The organism is Caballeronia sp. LZ029, assembly GCF_031451275.1.
Taxonomy (GTDB): Bacteria; Pseudomonadota; Gammaproteobacteria; order Burkholderiales; family Burkholderiaceae; genus Caballeronia; species Caballeronia jiangsuensis.
Genome location: NZ_JARUXO010000001.1, coordinates 826,475 through 842,636, shown reverse-complemented (window position 1 = coordinate 842,636; position 16,162 = coordinate 826,475). Strand labels below are relative to the sequence as shown.

At 64.0% G+C, this 16,162-nt stretch carries 17 protein-coding genes and 1 tRNA gene; 11 read left to right on the top strand and 7 right to left on the bottom strand.

Features of this window, described 5'->3' with window-relative positions:
• Window positions 1–74: 74 nt before the first annotated feature.
• From ribBA to QCE73_RS03900, 4 genes are read left to right on the top strand one after another with little or no spacing between them, the layout of a single operon-like run.
• Complete coding sequence (gene ribBA / locus QCE73_RS03915) at window positions 75–1,238, top strand: bifunctional 3,4-dihydroxy-2-butanone-4-phosphate synthase/GTP cyclohydrolase II (protein ID WP_187607199.1); 1,164 nt, start codon at window positions 75–77, stop codon at window positions 1,236–1,238.
• A 52-nt stretch (window positions 1,239–1,290) separates the two neighbouring features.
• Window positions 1,291–1,800 carry a 6,7-dimethyl-8-ribityllumazine synthase gene (gene ribH, locus QCE73_RS03910; RefSeq protein ID WP_035505424.1) on the top strand — a complete coding sequence of 170 codons (510 nt, stop codon included), beginning with the start codon at window positions 1,291–1,293 and terminating at the stop codon, window positions 1,798–1,800.
• Window positions 1,797–2,234, top strand: a complete 438-nt coding sequence (nusB, locus tag QCE73_RS03905) for a transcription antitermination factor NusB (protein ID WP_035505419.1) — start codon at window positions 1,797–1,799, stop codon at window positions 2,232–2,234. Before ribH ends, nusB begins: the two co-directional genes overlap by 4 nt.
• The gene (locus tag QCE73_RS03900) at window positions 2,235–3,428 is read left to right on the top strand and encodes a pyridoxal phosphate-dependent aminotransferase (protein WP_309879872.1); all 1,194 of its coding nucleotides are present in this window, start codon (window positions 2,235–2,237) and stop codon (window positions 3,426–3,428) included.
• Window positions 3,429–3,497: 69 nt separating this feature from the next.
• On the opposite strand, the gene QCE73_RS03895 is transcribed toward QCE73_RS03900, so the two are convergent.
• Window positions 3,498–4,643, bottom strand: a complete 1,146-nt coding sequence (locus QCE73_RS03895; RefSeq protein ID WP_035505414.1) for a transglycosylase SLT domain-containing protein — start codon at window positions 4,641–4,643, stop codon at window positions 3,498–3,500.
• A 588-nt stretch (window positions 4,644–5,231) separates the two neighbouring features.
• Here QCE73_RS03895 and QCE73_RS03890 point away from each other — a divergent pair.
• Genes QCE73_RS03890 through QCE73_RS03880 form a run of 3 tightly spaced genes read left to right on the top strand, consistent with a single transcriptional unit; the run spans window position 5,232 to window position 8,495 of the window.
• Window positions 5,232–6,830 carry a UbiD family decarboxylase gene (locus QCE73_RS03890; protein ID WP_309879871.1) on the top strand — a complete coding sequence of 533 codons (1,599 nt, stop codon included), beginning with the start codon at window positions 5,232–5,234 and terminating at the stop codon, window positions 6,828–6,830.
• Complete coding sequence (locus QCE73_RS03885) at window positions 6,827–7,822, top strand: asparaginase (protein WP_309879870.1); 996 nt, start codon at window positions 6,827–6,829, stop codon at window positions 7,820–7,822. The genes QCE73_RS03890 and QCE73_RS03885 overlap by 4 nt, the downstream gene beginning before the upstream one ends.
• Before the next feature lie 4 nt (window positions 7,823–7,826).
• A complete protein-coding gene (locus tag QCE73_RS03880) occupies window positions 7,827–8,495 on the top strand; it encodes a LysE family transporter (RefSeq protein ID WP_309879869.1) in 669 nt (222 codons plus the stop codon).
• 10 nt (window positions 8,496–8,505) lie between these two features.
• Here the strand turns inward: QCE73_RS03880 and QCE73_RS03875 are convergent, their stop codons facing one another.
• The 3 genes from QCE73_RS03875 to QCE73_RS03865 form a co-directional block, all read right to left on the bottom strand.
• Entirely contained in the window at window positions 8,506–9,471 is a 966-nt protein-coding gene (locus QCE73_RS03875) for a threo-3-hydroxy-L-aspartate ammonia-lyase (protein ID WP_238288165.1), read from the bottom strand.
• A 128-nt stretch (window positions 9,472–9,599) separates the two neighbouring features.
• On the bottom strand, window positions 9,600–9,905 hold the full coding sequence (locus QCE73_RS03870) for a hypothetical protein (protein ID WP_035505397.1): 306 nt from the start codon (window positions 9,903–9,905) through the stop codon (window positions 9,600–9,602).
• 338 nt (window positions 9,906–10,243) lie between these two features.
• Window positions 10,244–10,405: a hypothetical protein gene (locus QCE73_RS03865; protein WP_016344705.1), complete on the bottom strand. Its 162-nt coding sequence runs from the start codon at window positions 10,403–10,405 to the stop codon at window positions 10,244–10,246.
• Window positions 10,406–11,194: 789 nt separating this feature from the next.
• Between QCE73_RS03865 and QCE73_RS03860 the strand changes: the two genes are divergently transcribed.
• From QCE73_RS03860 to trmB, 3 genes are all read left to right on the top strand, one after another.
• Window positions 11,195–11,755, top strand: coding sequence for a YggT family protein (locus QCE73_RS03860; protein ID WP_035505394.1), 561 nt, complete (start codon window positions 11,195–11,197; stop codon window positions 11,753–11,755).
• Window positions 11,756–11,809: 54 nt separating this feature from the next.
• Window positions 11,810–11,884 (top strand) — tRNA-Gly (locus QCE73_RS03855).
• Between the two features lie 76 nt (window positions 11,885–11,960).
• Entirely contained in the window at window positions 11,961–12,707 is a 747-nt protein-coding gene (gene trmB, locus QCE73_RS03850; protein ID WP_309879867.1) for a tRNA (guanosine(46)-N7)-methyltransferase TrmB, read from the top strand.
• Window positions 12,708–12,787: 80 nt separating this feature from the next.
• On the opposite strand, the gene QCE73_RS03845 is transcribed toward trmB, so the two are convergent.
• The 3 genes from QCE73_RS03845 to QCE73_RS03835 form a co-directional block, all read right to left on the bottom strand.
• Entirely contained in the window at window positions 12,788–13,621 is an 834-nt protein-coding gene (locus tag QCE73_RS03845) for an undecaprenyl-diphosphate phosphatase (protein WP_035505387.1), read from the bottom strand.
• A 63-nt stretch (window positions 13,622–13,684) separates the two neighbouring features.
• Window positions 13,685–14,278 carry a DUF1439 domain-containing protein gene (locus QCE73_RS03840; RefSeq protein ID WP_309879865.1) on the bottom strand — a complete coding sequence of 198 codons (594 nt, stop codon included), beginning with the start codon at window positions 14,276–14,278 and terminating at the stop codon, window positions 13,685–13,687.
• A gap of 69 nt (window positions 14,279–14,347) precedes the next feature.
• Window positions 14,348–14,635 (bottom strand): YkgJ family cysteine cluster protein, encoded by a 288-nt coding sequence (locus QCE73_RS03835; RefSeq protein WP_035505380.1) that lies wholly within the window; start codon window positions 14,633–14,635, stop codon window positions 14,348–14,350.
• Window positions 14,636–14,772: 137 nt separating this feature from the next.
• Between QCE73_RS03835 and hemN the strand changes: the two genes are divergently transcribed.
• On the top strand, window positions 14,773–16,155 hold the full coding sequence (gene hemN / locus QCE73_RS03830; RefSeq protein WP_309879862.1) for an oxygen-independent coproporphyrinogen III oxidase: 1,383 nt from the start codon (window positions 14,773–14,775) through the stop codon (window positions 16,153–16,155).
• Window positions 16,156–16,162 lie beyond the last annotated feature (7 nt).

Below are 16,162 nucleotides of genomic sequence, written 5' to 3'. Positions count from 1 at the left end.
TTTCAGCGACTGTCCATCGGCCGTGGCGTAAAATACGCGCTTTCCCCAAACCGGACCCCGCACGGGACGTCATCATGTCGCTCGCCTCCACTCCTGAGATCATCGCTGAACTGAAAGCCGGCCGGATGGTGATCCTCGTCGACGAAGAAGACCGCGAAAATGAAGGCGATCTCGTCGTCGCCGCCGAATTCGTCACGCCCGAAGCCATCAATTTCATGGCGAAGCACGGCCGCGGCCTCATCTGCCTCACGCTCACGCAGGAGCGCTGCAGGCAACTGAATCTGCCGCTCATGACGCACCGCAACGGGACGCAGTACGGCACGGCCTTCACGGTCAGCATCGAAGCGGCCGAAGGCGTGACGACCGGCATTTCCGCCTCGGACCGGGCGAAGACGATCGCCGCGGCGGTCGCGCACGACGCGCGCGCCGAGCATATCGTGCAGCCGGGCCACGTGTTCCCGATCATGGCGCAGCCGGGCGGCGTGCTCGTGCGCGCGGGCCACACGGAAGCCGGTTGCGACCTGACCGCGCTCGCGGGTCTCACGCCCGCCGCGGTCATCTGCGAGATCATCAAGGACGACGGCGAGATGGCGCGCCTGCCGGACCTCATCGAATTCGGCCAGCAGCACGGCATCAAGATCGGCACGATCGCCGATCTGATCCACTACCGGAGCCGCACCGAATCGATCATCGAGAAAGTCTGCGAACGCACGATGCAGACCGCGCACGGCCCGTTCCGCGCGGTGCTGTATCGCGACGAGCCGACGCACTCGCCGCATATCGCGCTCGTGCGCGGCACGCCGCATCCCGACCGCGACACGCCGGTGCGCGTGCACGAGCCGCTCTCGGTGCTCGATCTGCTCGAAATCGATTCGTCGACGCACTCGTGGACCATCGACGCCGCCATGAAGGAAATCGCCGCGCGCGATCTCGGCGCGATCGTCATGCTTAATTGCGGCGACACGAAGGAACATCTCGTCGACGTGTTCCGCGCGTTCGACCAGAAGGACAAGGCGGCCGAACTCAAGCGCCGCCCGATCGACTTCAAGACCTATGGCATCGGCGCACAGATTCTGCGCGATATCGGCGTCGGCAAGATGGAAGTGCTCGCGACGCCGCGCAAACTCGGCAGCATGTCGGGCTACGGGCTCGAAGTGACGGGCTTCGTGCCGATGCCCGGCTGCCCGGCCACCGCCGCGCCGACGGAAACCGCCATCACCCAGTTGCGCTCGGTCTGAGACCGCCGGCCGCACAACCCTATTCCACACAATTCCAAGGGAAGGACCATTCATGGAAATCGGACAATACCAGCCGAATATCGACGGCGACGGCCTGCGCATCGGCATCGTGCAGTCGCGCTTCAACGAACCGGTGTGCAACGGCCTCGCCGACGCGTGCATCGAGGAGCTGGAGCGCCTCGGCGTGATCGGCCAGGACGTGCTGCTCGTCACCGTGCCGGGCGCGCTCGAAATTCCGCTCGCGCTGCAGAAGCTCGCGGAATCCGGCCAGTTCGATGCGCTGATCGCGCTCGGCGCCGTCGTGCGCGGTGAGACGTATCACTTCGAGCTCGTGTCGAACGAAAGCGGCTCGGGCATCTCGCGCATCGCGCTCGATTTCGGCATTCCGGTGGCGAACGCCGTGCTGACGACCGAGAACGACGAGCAGGCCGTCGCCCGCATGACCGAAAAGGGCCGCGACGCCGCACGCGTGGCGGTCGAAATGGCGAATCTCTCCGTCGCGCTCGAACAGCTCGACGGCGACGATGAAGACGAAGACGAAGAAGACGAGGACCGCGCATGAAGAGCGCTCGACGCCGTTCGCGCGAACTCGCGACGCAAGGGCTTTATCAATGGTTGCTGTCGGGTGCGCCCGCCGGCGAAATCGACGCGCAACTGCGCAACGCGCAAGGCTTCGACAAGGCCGATCAGGCGCATCTCGACGCGATCCTGCATGGCGTGATCAAGGAATCCGCCGCGCTGTCCGAGCAGTTGCAGCCGTGCCTCGACCGCCCGATCGAGCAGTTGTCGCCGGTCGAGCGCGCGGTGCTGCTGGTGGCCGCGTTCGAGTTCAAGCACCACATCGACGTGCCGTATCGCGTCGTCATCAACGAGGCGGTCGAGCTGACGAAGACCTTCGGCGGCTCGGACGGCTACAAGTATGTGAACGGCGTGCTCGACAAGCTCGCCGTCGCGATGCGTCCCACCGAGGCGCAGGCGCGCGGACGCGGAGCCTAAATGAACCAGGGTGCGGAACCGCTCGTCCGGCTTGCGTCGCGTGTCGATGCGATCGAGCCGTTCTATGTGATGGAACTGATGAAAGAGGCTCAGGCGCTCGAGCGCGCGGGCCGCGACATCATCCACATGAGCATCGGCGAGCCGGACTTCACCGCGCCCGAGCCCGTGATCCACGCCGCCGCCGATGCGTTGAAGCGCGGCGTCACGCAATACACCAACGCGCTCGGCATCACGCCGCTGCGCGAGGCGATCGCGCGGCATTATCGCGATACGTTCGGCCTCACCGTTGACCCGGAGCGCATCGTCGTCACGGCGGGCGCGTCGGCGGCGCTCTTGCTCGCGTGCATGGCGCTCGTCGATCACGGCGACGAAGTGCTGATGCCCGATCCATGCTATCCGTGCAACCGGCATTTCGTGTCGGCGGCGGATGGCAAGCCGGTGCTCATCGCGAGCGGTCCGGCCGAGCGCTTTCAGTTGACGGCGGAGCATGTCGAAGAAAACTGGGGACCGGCCACGCGCGGCGTGCTGCTCGCGTCGCCGTCGAATCCGACGGGCACATCGATCGAGCCGGACGAACTCCGGCGTATCGTCGATAAGGTGCGTGCGCACGGCGGCTTCACGATCGTCGACGAGATCTATCAGGGTTTGAGCTACGACGCGAAGCCGGTGTCCGCCCTCTCCTTCGGCGACGGTGTCGTCACCGTGAACAGCTTCTCCAAGTACTTCAACATGACCGGCTGGCGGCTCGGCTGGCTCGTCGTGCCGCCTGCAATGGTGAGCGCGGTCGAAAAGCTGTCGCAGAATCTGTTCATCTGCGCGTCGGCGCTGGCCCAGCACGCGGCGCTCGCGTGTTTCGAGCCGCAGACGATTGCGATCTACGAATCGCGCCGCCTCGAATTCAAGCGGCGGCGCGATTACATCGTGCCGGCGCTGCGTTCGCTCGGCTTCGGCGTGCCGGTGGTGCCCGACGGCGCGTTCTACGTCTACGCCGATACGACGACGGTTCATCACCCCGCCGCCGGCAACAGCGACGCGCTCACGCATTCGATGCTCCACGACGCGGGCGTCGTGCTCGTGCCGGGCGTGGATTTCGGCTTTCATGCGCCGGAACGCTACATCCGTCTGTCGTATGCGACGGCGTACTCGAAGCTGGAGGAAGCGGTCGAGCGGCTGGGCACGCTATTCCGCCGATAAAAGCGCATCGCAGGAACGAAAAAAGGGCACCTCGAAAGGTGCCCTTTTTCTTTGCGTCCGACGAAAAGCTTAAGCGCCGAACTCCGCCGATGCGACGTGCTTCGTTTCCGCGTCGCCTTCGTCCTGCGAGACCGACTTCTTCGAATCGATGGTCACGTGAACGCGCTTGTCCGCGGCGGTCGAGGCCAGAACCTGCTTCGGCGCGGCCTGAACCGGCGCTTGCGGCGCGTTGATCGGCACGTTGCGGCCGCGCGCGACATCGCGCAGACGCGTACGCTCGGCCAGCACCTTCGCGCCGTAACCGCCGTCGTCCTGCGTCGACGAGCCGACGTAGTAGCGCAGACCACCCGCAACCGAACCGCCGCGCGCGATGCAATCCTTCAGCACGAGCGCGCCGACCTTGATGTTCGCGAGCGGATCGAGCGCTGCGTGCGAGCCGCCGAAGTATTCGAACTTGTCGGAATGAACCTTCGACATCACCTGCATCAGGCCCTGAGCGCCGACGCCGCTTTCAGCGTACGGATTGAAGCCCGATTCGATCGCCATGACGGACAGCAGCAGCAGCGGATCGAGCCCGACTTCGCGGCCCGTGTCGAACGCGGCGCGAACGAGTTCTGCAACCGGCTCTTCGGCCACGCGATAACGCCGCGCGATGAAGTTCGAAACGAGCTTCTGCTCGCGCGTCGAAACGAGCACCCGGTCGTCGCGTGCGTCGGCGACGACACGTTGCGCGGGGATCATGCTCGCCAGCATGCCGACGGACGGCATGGTGCGCGGGTCGAGCCCGTTGGGCGACACGGCGAGGCTGATGCCGCCGGTGAGCTGATGCGTGCTTGCGTCGTCGCCGGCTGCGGCGCCGAGCGATGGCCCCGTCGACGGCGCCTTGCGGCTGTCCGACGGCGCGGTGTTCGCGGCGACGTTCACGGGCAGCGAGGCGTCTCCAGCCGGATGATGCACCGCCGAGAACGGCGGCAGCGGCTGGCCCGCGAGCAGGCGGGCCGGTCCCGCCTGAACGGCGGCCGACACGAAAGGCATGATCTTTGCGGCAAAGTTCGTGCGCCACGAAGGCAGCAACCACAGTGCGAGCGCGCTGACGACGGCGGCACAACCGACCATCGCGAAGACATGGTGACTCAAACGGCGTCCGCGACGGAGCGCGATGCGCATGATCTGCGCGGCGCGGGTGTCGGAACCCCACCAAACCGAAGTGTTCATCGATACTCCCAATGTTGCATGATTTGCGCAGATGAATACGAATAAAGCGCGTATTCGGAGCGCAAATCAGACACCGCTCGCTCTCGGCAAGCGTAAGCGGCATCGGGGATACGGCATGCGCCGTCTGGAAAGCCGACCCGGCAAAAGACTGCCGGGTTGCGCGGCACGAACTGCGTGCCCTCAATGCGCGGGTGGCCTTCCACGCGAAAAACCGGCGTGAGAAACGCCGGCATGACAACCAAACACCATGAATCGCCGGGCAGGAGCGGCGCAGGCGACGCATGTTGCGTCAAGAAAGACCTGAGGCGAAGGTAAAAAGTTTCAAAACCTGCAAGAGATGCGAGCTGATTCTATCAGGGTTTAATTATCCGTCAATGCTAAAGACTTGTGTTTCAATTACTTACAGTTATATTGAACAGCGTTCAGCACTCGAAAACCACGTCCGCCGGGCGATTCCCAGCGGAATTTGCTGAATGTCGCCCAACGCACCGACGCTGTCGCAGGTAAAATCGACAATCGCCTTGCGCGCAGCCGTCCCGCCCGTCGAGTCTCGTGCTCCGGCGGCTTCGAGTCCAATTTCGACCATCGATGAAATACAAAGATCTGCGCGACTTCACTGCCCGCCTCGAGGCGATCGGTGAACTTCGCCGCATCCGGCAGCCCGTTTCCCCCGTTCTCGAAATCACCGAAATCTCCGATCGCGTGTTGCGCGCGAGCGGACCCGCTCTGCTGTTCGAAGCGCCCACCGGCCACACGATGCCCGTGCTCGCCAACCTCTTCGGCACGACGCGGCGCGTCGCGCTCGGCATGGGTATCGAAACCGAAGCGCAGAGCGGCGCCGATGTCAGCCTCGGCAGCGACGTCGCCGCGCTGAGTTCGCTGCGCGATGTCGGCAGGCTGCTTTCCGCGCTCAAGGAACCCGAGCCGCCGAAAGGCCTGAAGGACGCGGGCAAACTGCTCTCGCTCGCGAAGGCCGTGTGGGACATGGCGCCGAAGTCGGTCAGCGCGCCGCCCTGCCAGGAAGTAGTGTGGGAAGGCCAGGACGTCGATCTCAACCGGCTGCCGATCCAGACATGCTGGCCCGGCGACGCCGGACCGCTGCTGACGTGGGGACTCACCGTCACGCGCGGGCCGAACAAGCCGCGCCAGAATCTCGGCATCTATCGGCAGCAGCTCATCGGGCGCAACAAGCTCATCATGCGCTGGCTCGCGCATCGCGGCGGCGCGCTCGACTTCCGCGAATTCGCGCTCGCGAATCCCGGCAAGCCGTATCCGGTGGCGGTCGTGCTCGGCGCCGATCCCGCGACGATCCTCGGCGCCGTGACGCCCGTACCCGATTCGTTGTCCGAATATCAGTTCGCCGGCCTCTTGCGCGGCTCGCGCACCGAACTCGCGAAGTGCCTGACGCCGGGCGTCGATACGCTTCAGGTGCCGGCGCGCGCCGAGATCGTGCTCGAAGGCTTCATCTATCCGCAAGACGGCACGCCGCCGCCCGCGCCCGAAGGCGCGCCGCCGCGTCCGTCGGCGTCCGCGGCGGCGAAATACGAACATGCGCTCGAAGGTCCATACGGCGATCACACCGGCTACTACAACGAACAGGAGTGGTTCCCGGTCTTCACCGTCGAAAAGATCACGATGCGCCGCGACGCGCTGTTCCATTCCACCTACACCGGCAAGCCGCCCGACGAGCCCGCGGTGCTCGGCGTCGCGCTGAACGAAGTGTTCGTGCCGCTCCTGCAGAAGCAGTTCACCGAGATCACCGATTTCTATCTGCCGCCCGAAGGTTGCAGCTATCGGATGGCGATCGTGCAGATGAAGAAGAGCTACCCCGGCCACGCGAAGCGCGTCATGTTCGGCGTGTGGAGCTTCCTGCGGCAGTTCATGTATACGAAGTTCATCGTCGTGGTGGATGAGGACGTGAACGTGCGCGACTGGAAGGAAGTCATCTGGGCCATCACGACGCGAGTCGATCCGACGCGCGACACCGTGATGGTCGACAACACGCCGATCGACTATCTCGATTTCGCGTCGCCGGTGGCGGGCCTCGGCTCGAAGATGGGACTCGATGCGACCAACAAATGGCCTGGTGAGACGAATCGCGAGTGGGGCCGCCCGATCGTCATGGATGAAGCGGTGAAGCGTCGCGTCGATGCGCTGTGGACTGAACTCGGACTGGATAAATCATGATCGCGGCCACGCTTTATCGAGGCGATGTCATCGAGAACACGCACACGGCGCACGTCGCGGTTGTCGATGCGAACGGGCGCATCGTGCATTCCTTCGGCGATCCGCATCGCGTGACGCTGCCGCGCTCGGCGGCGAAGCCCGCGCAGGCGCTCGCGGTCATCGAAACGGGCGCGCTCGAGCGCTTCGGTTTCACCGACGAAGACCTCGCGCTGATGTGCGGATCGCATAGCAGCGAGCCGCGCCATATCGAGCGCGCGCTCGCGATGCTCGCCAAATCGAACGCGAGCGAAAGCGATCTGCGCTGCGGCGGCCATCCGCCGATTTCGGACGCCGTGTTCAAGGACTGGATCAGGCGCGACTTCACGCCGACGGCCGCGTGCAGCAACTGTTCCGGCAAGCACGCCGGCATGCTCGCGGGCGCCCGGGCGATGAACGCACCGCTCGCCGATTACCACTTGCCCGATCATCCGCTCCAGGCGCGCGTGAAGCAGACGGTCGCGCACGCAGTCGATCTCGCCGACGACGACGTGCAATGGGCCATCGACGGCTGCAATCTGCCGACGCCCGCGTTTCCGCTCGACCGTCTCGCGCGGCTCTATATGAAGATCGCCGCCGCGCCGGAAGGCTCGCCGCTCGGGCGCATCCATCGCGCGATGACGTCGCATCCGGAACTCGTCGCGGGCGAAGGACGCTTCTGCACGCTGTTGATGCAGGCGTTCGGCGGCGCGCTCGTCGGCAAGACGGGCGCGGATGCGAGCTATGCGATCGGCGTGCGCCGCGATGAAGGTCCGATCGGCATCGCGGTGAAGGTCGAGGACGGCAACACGTCGGTGCTGAACGCGGTGGTCGTCCATGTGGTCGATACGCTTTGCATCGGTACGCAACAGCAGCGCGACGCGCTCGCCGCCTTCCGCAATCCGCCGACGCGCAACACGATGAACGTGCCGACCGGCCGTCTCGACGTGAGCTTCACGCTTCACAACCATCAATAAAAACATGCACTCGTGGTCGTTGCTGTCGGACGGTTTTTTTCTGTCGCTGTCGCTGTGTCTGGATATCGGGATCGCCAATGTCGCGATCATTTCGCTCGCGCTGTCGCACGGCTTCAAACCGGGGCTCGTGCTCGGCCTGGGCACGTGTTTCGGCGATCTCGTCTACGCGATGCTCGCGCTCGCGGGCATGTCGGCGCTGTTGCAGTTTTCCGCGGTGCGATGGGTCGTGTGGATCGGCGGCGCGATCGTCCTGCTCTTCCTGACGTGGAAGATGGCGCGCGAGGCGCTCAATCCCGCGTCCGCGCCGCCCGTCGAAGGCGAGGCGGATCTCACCGTGCCGCGTCCCCGGCACTTGAAAAGCTTCCTGCGCGGATGCCTGCTCGCGGTGTCGTCGCCGAGCGCGATCCTGTGGTTCGCGGCGGTCGGCGGCGCGCTCATCGCCAAGTCCGGCGCGACGGGTCCCGTCTCCGCGTCCGTGTTTCTGATCGGCTTCTTCTGCGGCGGACTCGGCTGGACGATCTTCATCTGCACGCTCGCGAGCCACGGCAGAAAGCGCGCCGGAACCCGCCTCCTGCGCGCGTGCCACGTGATGTCCGCCGCGCTCTTCGCGTACTTCGCGTACAGCGTGATCGTCAACGGCTACCGCGATCTGATCGTCAACGCGACTTCATGACGACGCGCCATCACGCGACGAACTGAGCCAGCTTCGCGAGATCGACGTTGCCGCCCGACACGATCACGCCGACCCGCTTGCCTTCGACCGGCACGACCTTCTGCAGCACGGCCGCTGCCGCGAGACAACCGGTCGGCTCGACGACCATCTTCATGCGTTGCGCGAAGAAGCGCAGCGTCTCGATCAACTGCGCGTCGCTGACGGTGACGATCCGGTCCACGTGACGCTGGATGATCGGGAAGTTGTATTCGCCGACATGCGTGGACGCGGCGCCATCGGCGATGGTGCGCGGCACGTCGATATGCACGATCTCGCCGCGCGCGAGCGATTGCTGCGCGTCGTTGCCCGCTTCCGGCTCGACGCCGATCACCTTGCAGTCCGGCGACAGCGCCGCCGCCGCGAGCGCGCATCCGCCGATGAGCCCGCCGCCGCCCAGACACACGAACAGATAATCGAGCGGACCGGTTTCCTCGATCAGTTCCTTCGCCGACGTGCCCTGCCCCGCGATGACATGCGGATGATCGTAAGGCGGAATCAGCGTCATGCCGCGCTCCTCGGCGAGCTTGCGGCCGATTTCCTCGCGGTTCTGCGTGTAGCGGTCGTACGTGATCACCTCGCCGCCGTAACCGCGCGTCGCTTCCATCTTCGCGGCGGGCGCGTCCTCGGGCATCACGATCGTCGCGCGGATGCCAGCGAGCTTCGCGGACAGCGCGATCGCCTGCGCGTGATTGCCCGACGAGTAGGTGATGACGCCGGCGGCGCGCTGCCGGTCGTCGAAATGCGAGAGCGCGTTGTACGCGCCGCGAAACTTGAACGCGCCCATGCGCTGGAAGTTTTCGCACTTGAAAAAGAGCGACGCGCCCGCGATGGCATCGGCGGTGCGGGAAGTCAGGACGGGCGTGCGATGGGCGACGCCCTCGATGCGCCGGGCGGCATCGGCGACGTCATCGAAAGTCGGGGCGGGAAGAGAGGACATTGGCATGAGAGCGCGACGTGAAGGGGATCACCATTCTCCCAGTTCCATCGGCGGAATTCAAAAGCGCCCTTCAAACGAAAAAGGCGATGCAAAGTTGCATCGCCTTCAGGATTCGTCGCTCGGACCGATCAGTAACGCCAGCCCGGACCGTGACGGTAGTAGCCGTGATGCCGGTAGTACGGACGGCCGTAGTAGCCATAGCCACCGCCGTAGCCACCCACGACGACGGCAGGCGGCGGCGCATACACCACGGGCGGCGGCGGCGCGACGTACACGGGCTGCGGCGGAGCCACATAGACCGGTGCAGGCGGCGCGGCATAGACCGGATAGGCCGGCACCCCGATGCCCACGCCAATAGAAACGTGCGCCTGTGCGGCACCGACGAAACCGGCACCGAGCGCACCAGCAACCAACAAACCACCGAGCTTTTTCACTTTCGTTCTCCTCGCCGCTTCGCGTGTTGGCCGATTCCCACGGCTCACGAGTGACGGTATGAGATCAATTTATCGAAAAACACGGTCGGTCGCAGGAGCCATTTGTTGCAAATTGCAAGTTCCTTAACGTCGGCGCGAATTTGAAAGGCCGGCGTCGCCTGCAAGTGCACGCGGATCGGCCGTTCGGCGGAGGTCTGCGCCGTGTGCGCGACGTTGCGCGATTCGAGCGCTTAAAACCGCGTAACTTATATTTACAAATGAACGAAAAAGCCCCGCCGGACAATGCATCCGGCGGGGCTCTTAATGTATTGCGCGAAAGTCTTAAAACGACGCGCGTTTCAGCCGACTTTCACATAAGCGAATTCACGCGTGACGTTTGGCGGAACATACGCCCCACCGATCACGACCCGGGGCGTCAGGCGCTTTTTCTGGTCCCACCAGCGACGCCGCTGGGCCTGGCTCAAGAATCGCAGATGCTTTCGATAAGAGAAAATGCTCATGGCGACCTCCGAACGTAGCGAATGAAACCTGAAGGGAGAGCGACGGCCTTGGCCGCATGCCGCCTCCCGCTGAATCCGTGTTCTGTTTAGTATTGAGCGCCTGTCCGTTCCTCGATGTTCGCAAAGAAACCAATCATTCAAGTAGATGTGCGCCTTACCACACACAGCAGAAAATATGCCCTTTGGGGCCGGGGAAAAGCTGCCAATAGAAACAATAGCGCGCTGCGCTTCGACTTGCTCTTTCGCTTTCCGTATTTATATCCTGCCAGTTTTGCGTGAAATGCGCCTTTTCGCGATCGTCTCAAATTGGCAACACTAGGGTTTTCAGTTGCTGGCGTCGGGTGCCCAAACCGGCCGCGTCGACGACTTTCACTTGCCTTTCATGTGATTGTCCGGAGAATCGCTTCCGCCACGTGCGACAACGTCCCCAAGCCGCATTAAAGCCATGTTATGGTGACGTCCGGCACCCCATCAGGCACGCCTGCTGGGCGGGGAATTCGAGTCGCCGCATGCAGTGAATCGCGAAGCTTCATCGAACGGCACGGGTCCATACGCGCGGATCGCGCATGATGCGCCGCGCACCGCGTTGGCTTCGGCACGATATTCAAGTCCAGAGAACGAACAATGATCAAGGTCAGCATTCCCGATTCGCGCCGCGCAGGCGGCCGCCGCTCCGAGACCACCATCAGGCGGATCTTCGCCCGCTAGCGCCTCCGCTTTCCTTCACCTTTTCGTCAATACGACCCGGCGCAAGTCGCGACACTGCGCACGCATCCTAGAGGACCCGAGATGTTCGGCGATATCGCCCGTTTTCTGCTCAACACCCTGTTCACCCTGTTCGGCGCGGCGCTCCTGCTTCGCGCGTGGATTCAGGTCGTGCGCATGCCGCCCTACAACCCCGTTTCGAACGCCGTGATGCAGGCGACCAACTGGATCGTCCTGCCGCTGCGCAAGATTCTGCCTGGCGGAAAGATCGACTGGGCAAGCATCGTCGCGGCGTTCATCGCATCGGCTGTGTATGTCACGCTGATGGTCGTGCTCGCTGGCGTCGATCCGACGCTCATGGTGCCGATCCTCCTGCTCGTCGCGCTGCTGACCGTCGTCAAGTGGGCGCTGAATCTGATCATCTGGGTGACGATCCTGATGGCGCTGCTTTCATGGCTCAATCCGCAATCGCCGGCGATGCCGCTGCTGTACCAAATCACCGCGCCGTTCCTCGATCCGCTGCGGCGCATTCTGCCGCGGCTCGGCGGCATCGATCTTTCGCCGATCCTGCTGTTCGTGATCGTGCAGGTGCTGTTGATGGTCGTGACGCGCGTCGCCGTATCGATGACGCTGTTCGGGATCTGAGCCGGAAGCGCAATTGCGCCTCGCGGCGCGTTGCGCTTACAATAGCCGCCTCATGCGGGCGTCGTATAATGGCCATTACCGTAGCTTCCCAAGCTACAGACGTGGGTTCGATTCCCATCGCCCGCTCCAGACATCCAGCGAAAGCCGCCCCGAGTCACGTTTGGGCGGCTTTTTAGTTTCGCGCATCTGTTTCCAGCATCGCCTCATGAACCACGATCCCCACGACGACGCCGGCGCCGACGGCAACGATCAGCCCGACGTCAACATCGGCGAAGATGCCACGCTGCGCCATCGCCGCATCCGCAGTTTCGTCACGCGGGCGGGCCGTGTATCGCCGGGCCAGCAGCGCGCAATCGACGATCTCGGTCCGCGCTATGTCGTGCCCTACACGCCGCAGCCCGGCGACTGGGATGCGCTCTTCGGCCGACAGGCGCCGCGCGTGCTGGAGATCGGCTTCGGCATGGGCGCGACCACCGCGGAGATCGCGGCCGCGCGTCCCGGCGATGACTTCATCGGCGTGGAAGTGCATGAGCCTGGCGTCGGCGCGCTGCTCAAGCTGATCGGCGAGCAGGGGCTCGGCAATATCCGCATTCTTCAGCACGACGCCGTGGAAGTGCTCGAACACATGATCGCGCCCGACAGTCTCGACGGCGTGCACATCTATTTCCCCGATCCCTGGCACAAGGCGCGTCATCACAAGCGCCGCCTGATCCAACCGAAGTTCGTCGCGCTGCTCGTGTCGCGCATGAAGCCGGGCGGCTATATCCATCTCGCGACCGACTGGCAGAACTATGCCGAGCAGATGCTCGAAGTCCTGTCCGCCGAGCCTGCGCTGGAAAACACCGCGGACGGCTACGCGCCGCGCCCCGATTTCCGTCCGGTGACGAAGTTCGAGCGACGCGGCCTGCGGCTCGGACACGGCGTGTGGGATTTGATGTTCCGCCGCCGCTGAAACGACGCTCAAGCGCCGCGCACAAACGAAAACGCCACGGCAAGCCGTGGCGTTTTGCATGGTGCGCGGCGAAAGCGCGGTCAGTCGGCCCAGCTCAGACCGCCGCTGTATCCGACGATCAGGATCAGCAGACCGAAGCCGATGCGATACCACGCGAACGCGGTGAAATCGTGCGACGCGACGTAGCGCAGCAGCCAGCGTATGCAGACGAAGGCGCTGACGAAGGCCGCGACGAGACCGATCGCGAACAGCCCGAAATCGTCCACGGTCAGCGTGCGCCAGTACTTGGCCATTTCGTAGAGCGTCGCGCCGAAGATGATCGGAATGGCGAGGAAAAACGAAAACTCCGTGGCGACGCGTCGTTCGAGGCCGAACAGCATCCCGCCGATGATCGTCGCGCCGGAACGCGAGGTGCCCGGAATCAGCGCGAAGCATTGCGCGAGACCGACCTTGAAGGCATCGGCGTAGGAAAGATCATCGACGGAATGCACGCGCGGGGCGACGGCGCGTTCGCGCTGCCGCGACTCCGCCCACAGAATCACGATGCCGCCGACGATCAGCGCCACCGACACCGGCACCGGCGAGAACAGCACCGACTTGATGCCCTTCTCGAAAAGCAGACCGAGGACGATGGCCGGAATCGTCGCGATGATCACGTTCAGCGTGAAGCGCCGCGCGTCGGCGCGCACGGGCAGGCCCGTGACCACCGAGCCGATCTTCGCGCGATATTCCCAGCAGATGGCGAGAATGGCGCCGAACTGGATGACGACATCGAAGGTTTTCGATTGCGCGTCGGTGAAATTCAGCAAACTGCCCGCCACGATCAGATGCCCCGTGCTCGAAACCGGCAGAAATTCGGTCAAGCCCTCCACGACGCCCAGAATGAGCGCCTTCACCATCAATATCCAGTCCATCCGTTCAGCCCTTGTCGCCGTTATCGCCGTTGCTTGTGGAGCACATTGCGCAGAGATTTCGACTCACTTCTCAACAATCTGCACACGTATGCCGTTTGTAAGGACTGTGATTGTACCGGGTTCGTAAGACACGCCGGCGAACTGGAGTTCCTCGGGCTTGAACGTGTGAATCGGATAGCGGTCGAGCAGCTGCGCCGCGAGTTGCGCGCCGACCGACGCAATCTGTTGGTTGTACTGCGCGGCGTCACCACTGAACTGCGCATTGTCAACGGATGGCGAAACGAGAATGACCGAGCGGCTCGGCGCGTCGTAGGCGAGTTGCGTCGAGAGCGTGAACGCGCCGATCACGGGATTCGGCATGAACGGCGTGGACAGACGCGCATCGACACGCACCGTCACGCGATTGCGATCCGGCGCCATGCCGACGACCGGATTGCTCAGGACGACATCGAATATCTGGGAAGCCGTGCGTTGCAGCGGGAACTTGCGCGCGACCGCGTCCTGCACCTGCTGTGTCGAAAATGTGTAGTGATCCGGAATGAAGGGGAATATCGAGTTCGAGGCGGATTGTGCCTCCGATGTGAATGCGAGTGCCGACAGGGACAACAGTCCTGCGAGCACGAACCGGCGCCGCAGCGGCGCGACGGGTTCCGTCATGCGTAATCCTCCAAAGCTTTATTCAAGTCTGCGCCGCGTGGCGCGGTTCGGAACTTCGACTGCGGATCGTCAAGACAGTTGCGTGGGCCGCGTCTGCGCTTCCAGCCGTTCGATCCACGTCAACGCATATTCACGCGTCTCGCCGCACATCTCGCCGGACGGCTGCAAACCGGAACAACACGCCGGCCTGCGCGGATCGCCGAAAATCCTGCAGCGCAGATCGTCGCCCAGTTGGACGCAGCGCTCGCCCGCGCGCTTGCCATGCGGCATCCCCGGAATCGGGCTCGAAATCGAAGGCGCGATGCAGCACGCACCGCACGCTTCCCGGCAGGCATGAGACGAAGAATCGATCGACATGGCGACACTTAACCGCGCAAAAAGAAACGATATTGTCCCACGCCTCATCTTTGCGCTTCGTCAAATCGCTGCGACGGTATCACGCGAATGTTGCGCTCATCGCCCGATTACACTCGGACGATTCCCAGAGATCCGACATGACTGCCGCCGCTCCGTTCTTTCGTCCCGATCTGCTCGCGCGCTACGACGCGCAAGGCCCGCGCTACACGTCGTATCCGACCGCCGTCCAGTTCACCGACGCGTTCGACCCCGCGCATTATCGCGAAGCCGCGAGCAAGGCGAAAGCGAACGCCGATCTATCGCTGTATTTCCACATCCCGTTCTGCGACACCGTCTGCTTCTACTGCGGCTGCAACAAGATCGCGACGAAAAATCGTGCGCACGCACGCCCCTATCTCGACCGGATGAAGCGCGAACTCGCGCTGCAGGCCACGCTTTTCGACACCTCGCGCCCGGTCACGCAGCTTCACTGGGGCGGCGGCACGCCGACCTTCCTCTCGCACGACGAGATGGCCGAACTGATGTCCGCGACGCGCGAGCATTTCAATCTCGTCGCCGACGAGCGTGCCGAATATTCGATCGAGGTCGATCCGCGCGAGGCATCGCCGGCGACCATCGCGTTGCTGCGCGAGCTTGGTTTCAACCGATTGAGCCTCGGCGTGCAGGACTTCGACGAGCGCGTGCAGCGCGCCGTGAATCGCGTCCAGCCGCGTGAAATGACGGAGATGGTGCTCGACGCCGCGCGCAACAACGGTTTCAAGTCCGTGAGCGTCGATCTGATCTACGGGCTGCCGCATCAGAGCGTCGAGAGCTTTTCGCGCACGCTCGACGCGATCATCGATCTGAAACCCGATCGCGTGTCCGTGTTCGGCTATGCGCACATGCCGTCGCTCTTCAAGATGCAGAAGCAGATCGATGAAAGCGCGCTGCCCTCGCCCGCCGTGCGCCTCGCGATTCTCGAACGTGTGATCGCGCGCATGTGCGAAGCGGGTTATGTGTACATCGGCATGGATCATTTCGCGCTGCCCGGCGACGAGCTCGCGCGCGCGTTCGAAGCCGGCACGCTACAGCGCAACTTTCAGGGCTACAGCACGCGCGCGGATTGCGATCTGATCGGCATCGGCGCGTCGTCGATCGGCAAGATCGGCGATGTCTACGCGCAAAACGCCCGCGAACTCGCCGATTACACCGCCGCGATCGACGCGGGCGAACTCGCCATCACGCGCGGCGTGCGACTTTGCGCCGACGACGAACTCCGCCGCGACGTCATCATGCGTCTCATGTGCGGCGGCGAGCTGCGTTTCGCCGATGTCGCGGCGACGCATGGCATCGAATTCCCGTCCGCTTTCGCCGATGAACTCGCGCGCCTCGCCCCGATGGCCGACGACGGTCTCATCGACCTCTCGCACGACGCGATCCGCGTGCTGCCCGCCGGACGCATGCTGGTGCGCAACGTCGCGTCGGTATTCGACCGCTATCTGGGACAGGCGAGCCTGCGCCGTTTCTCGCGCACGATCTGAGCGGTGT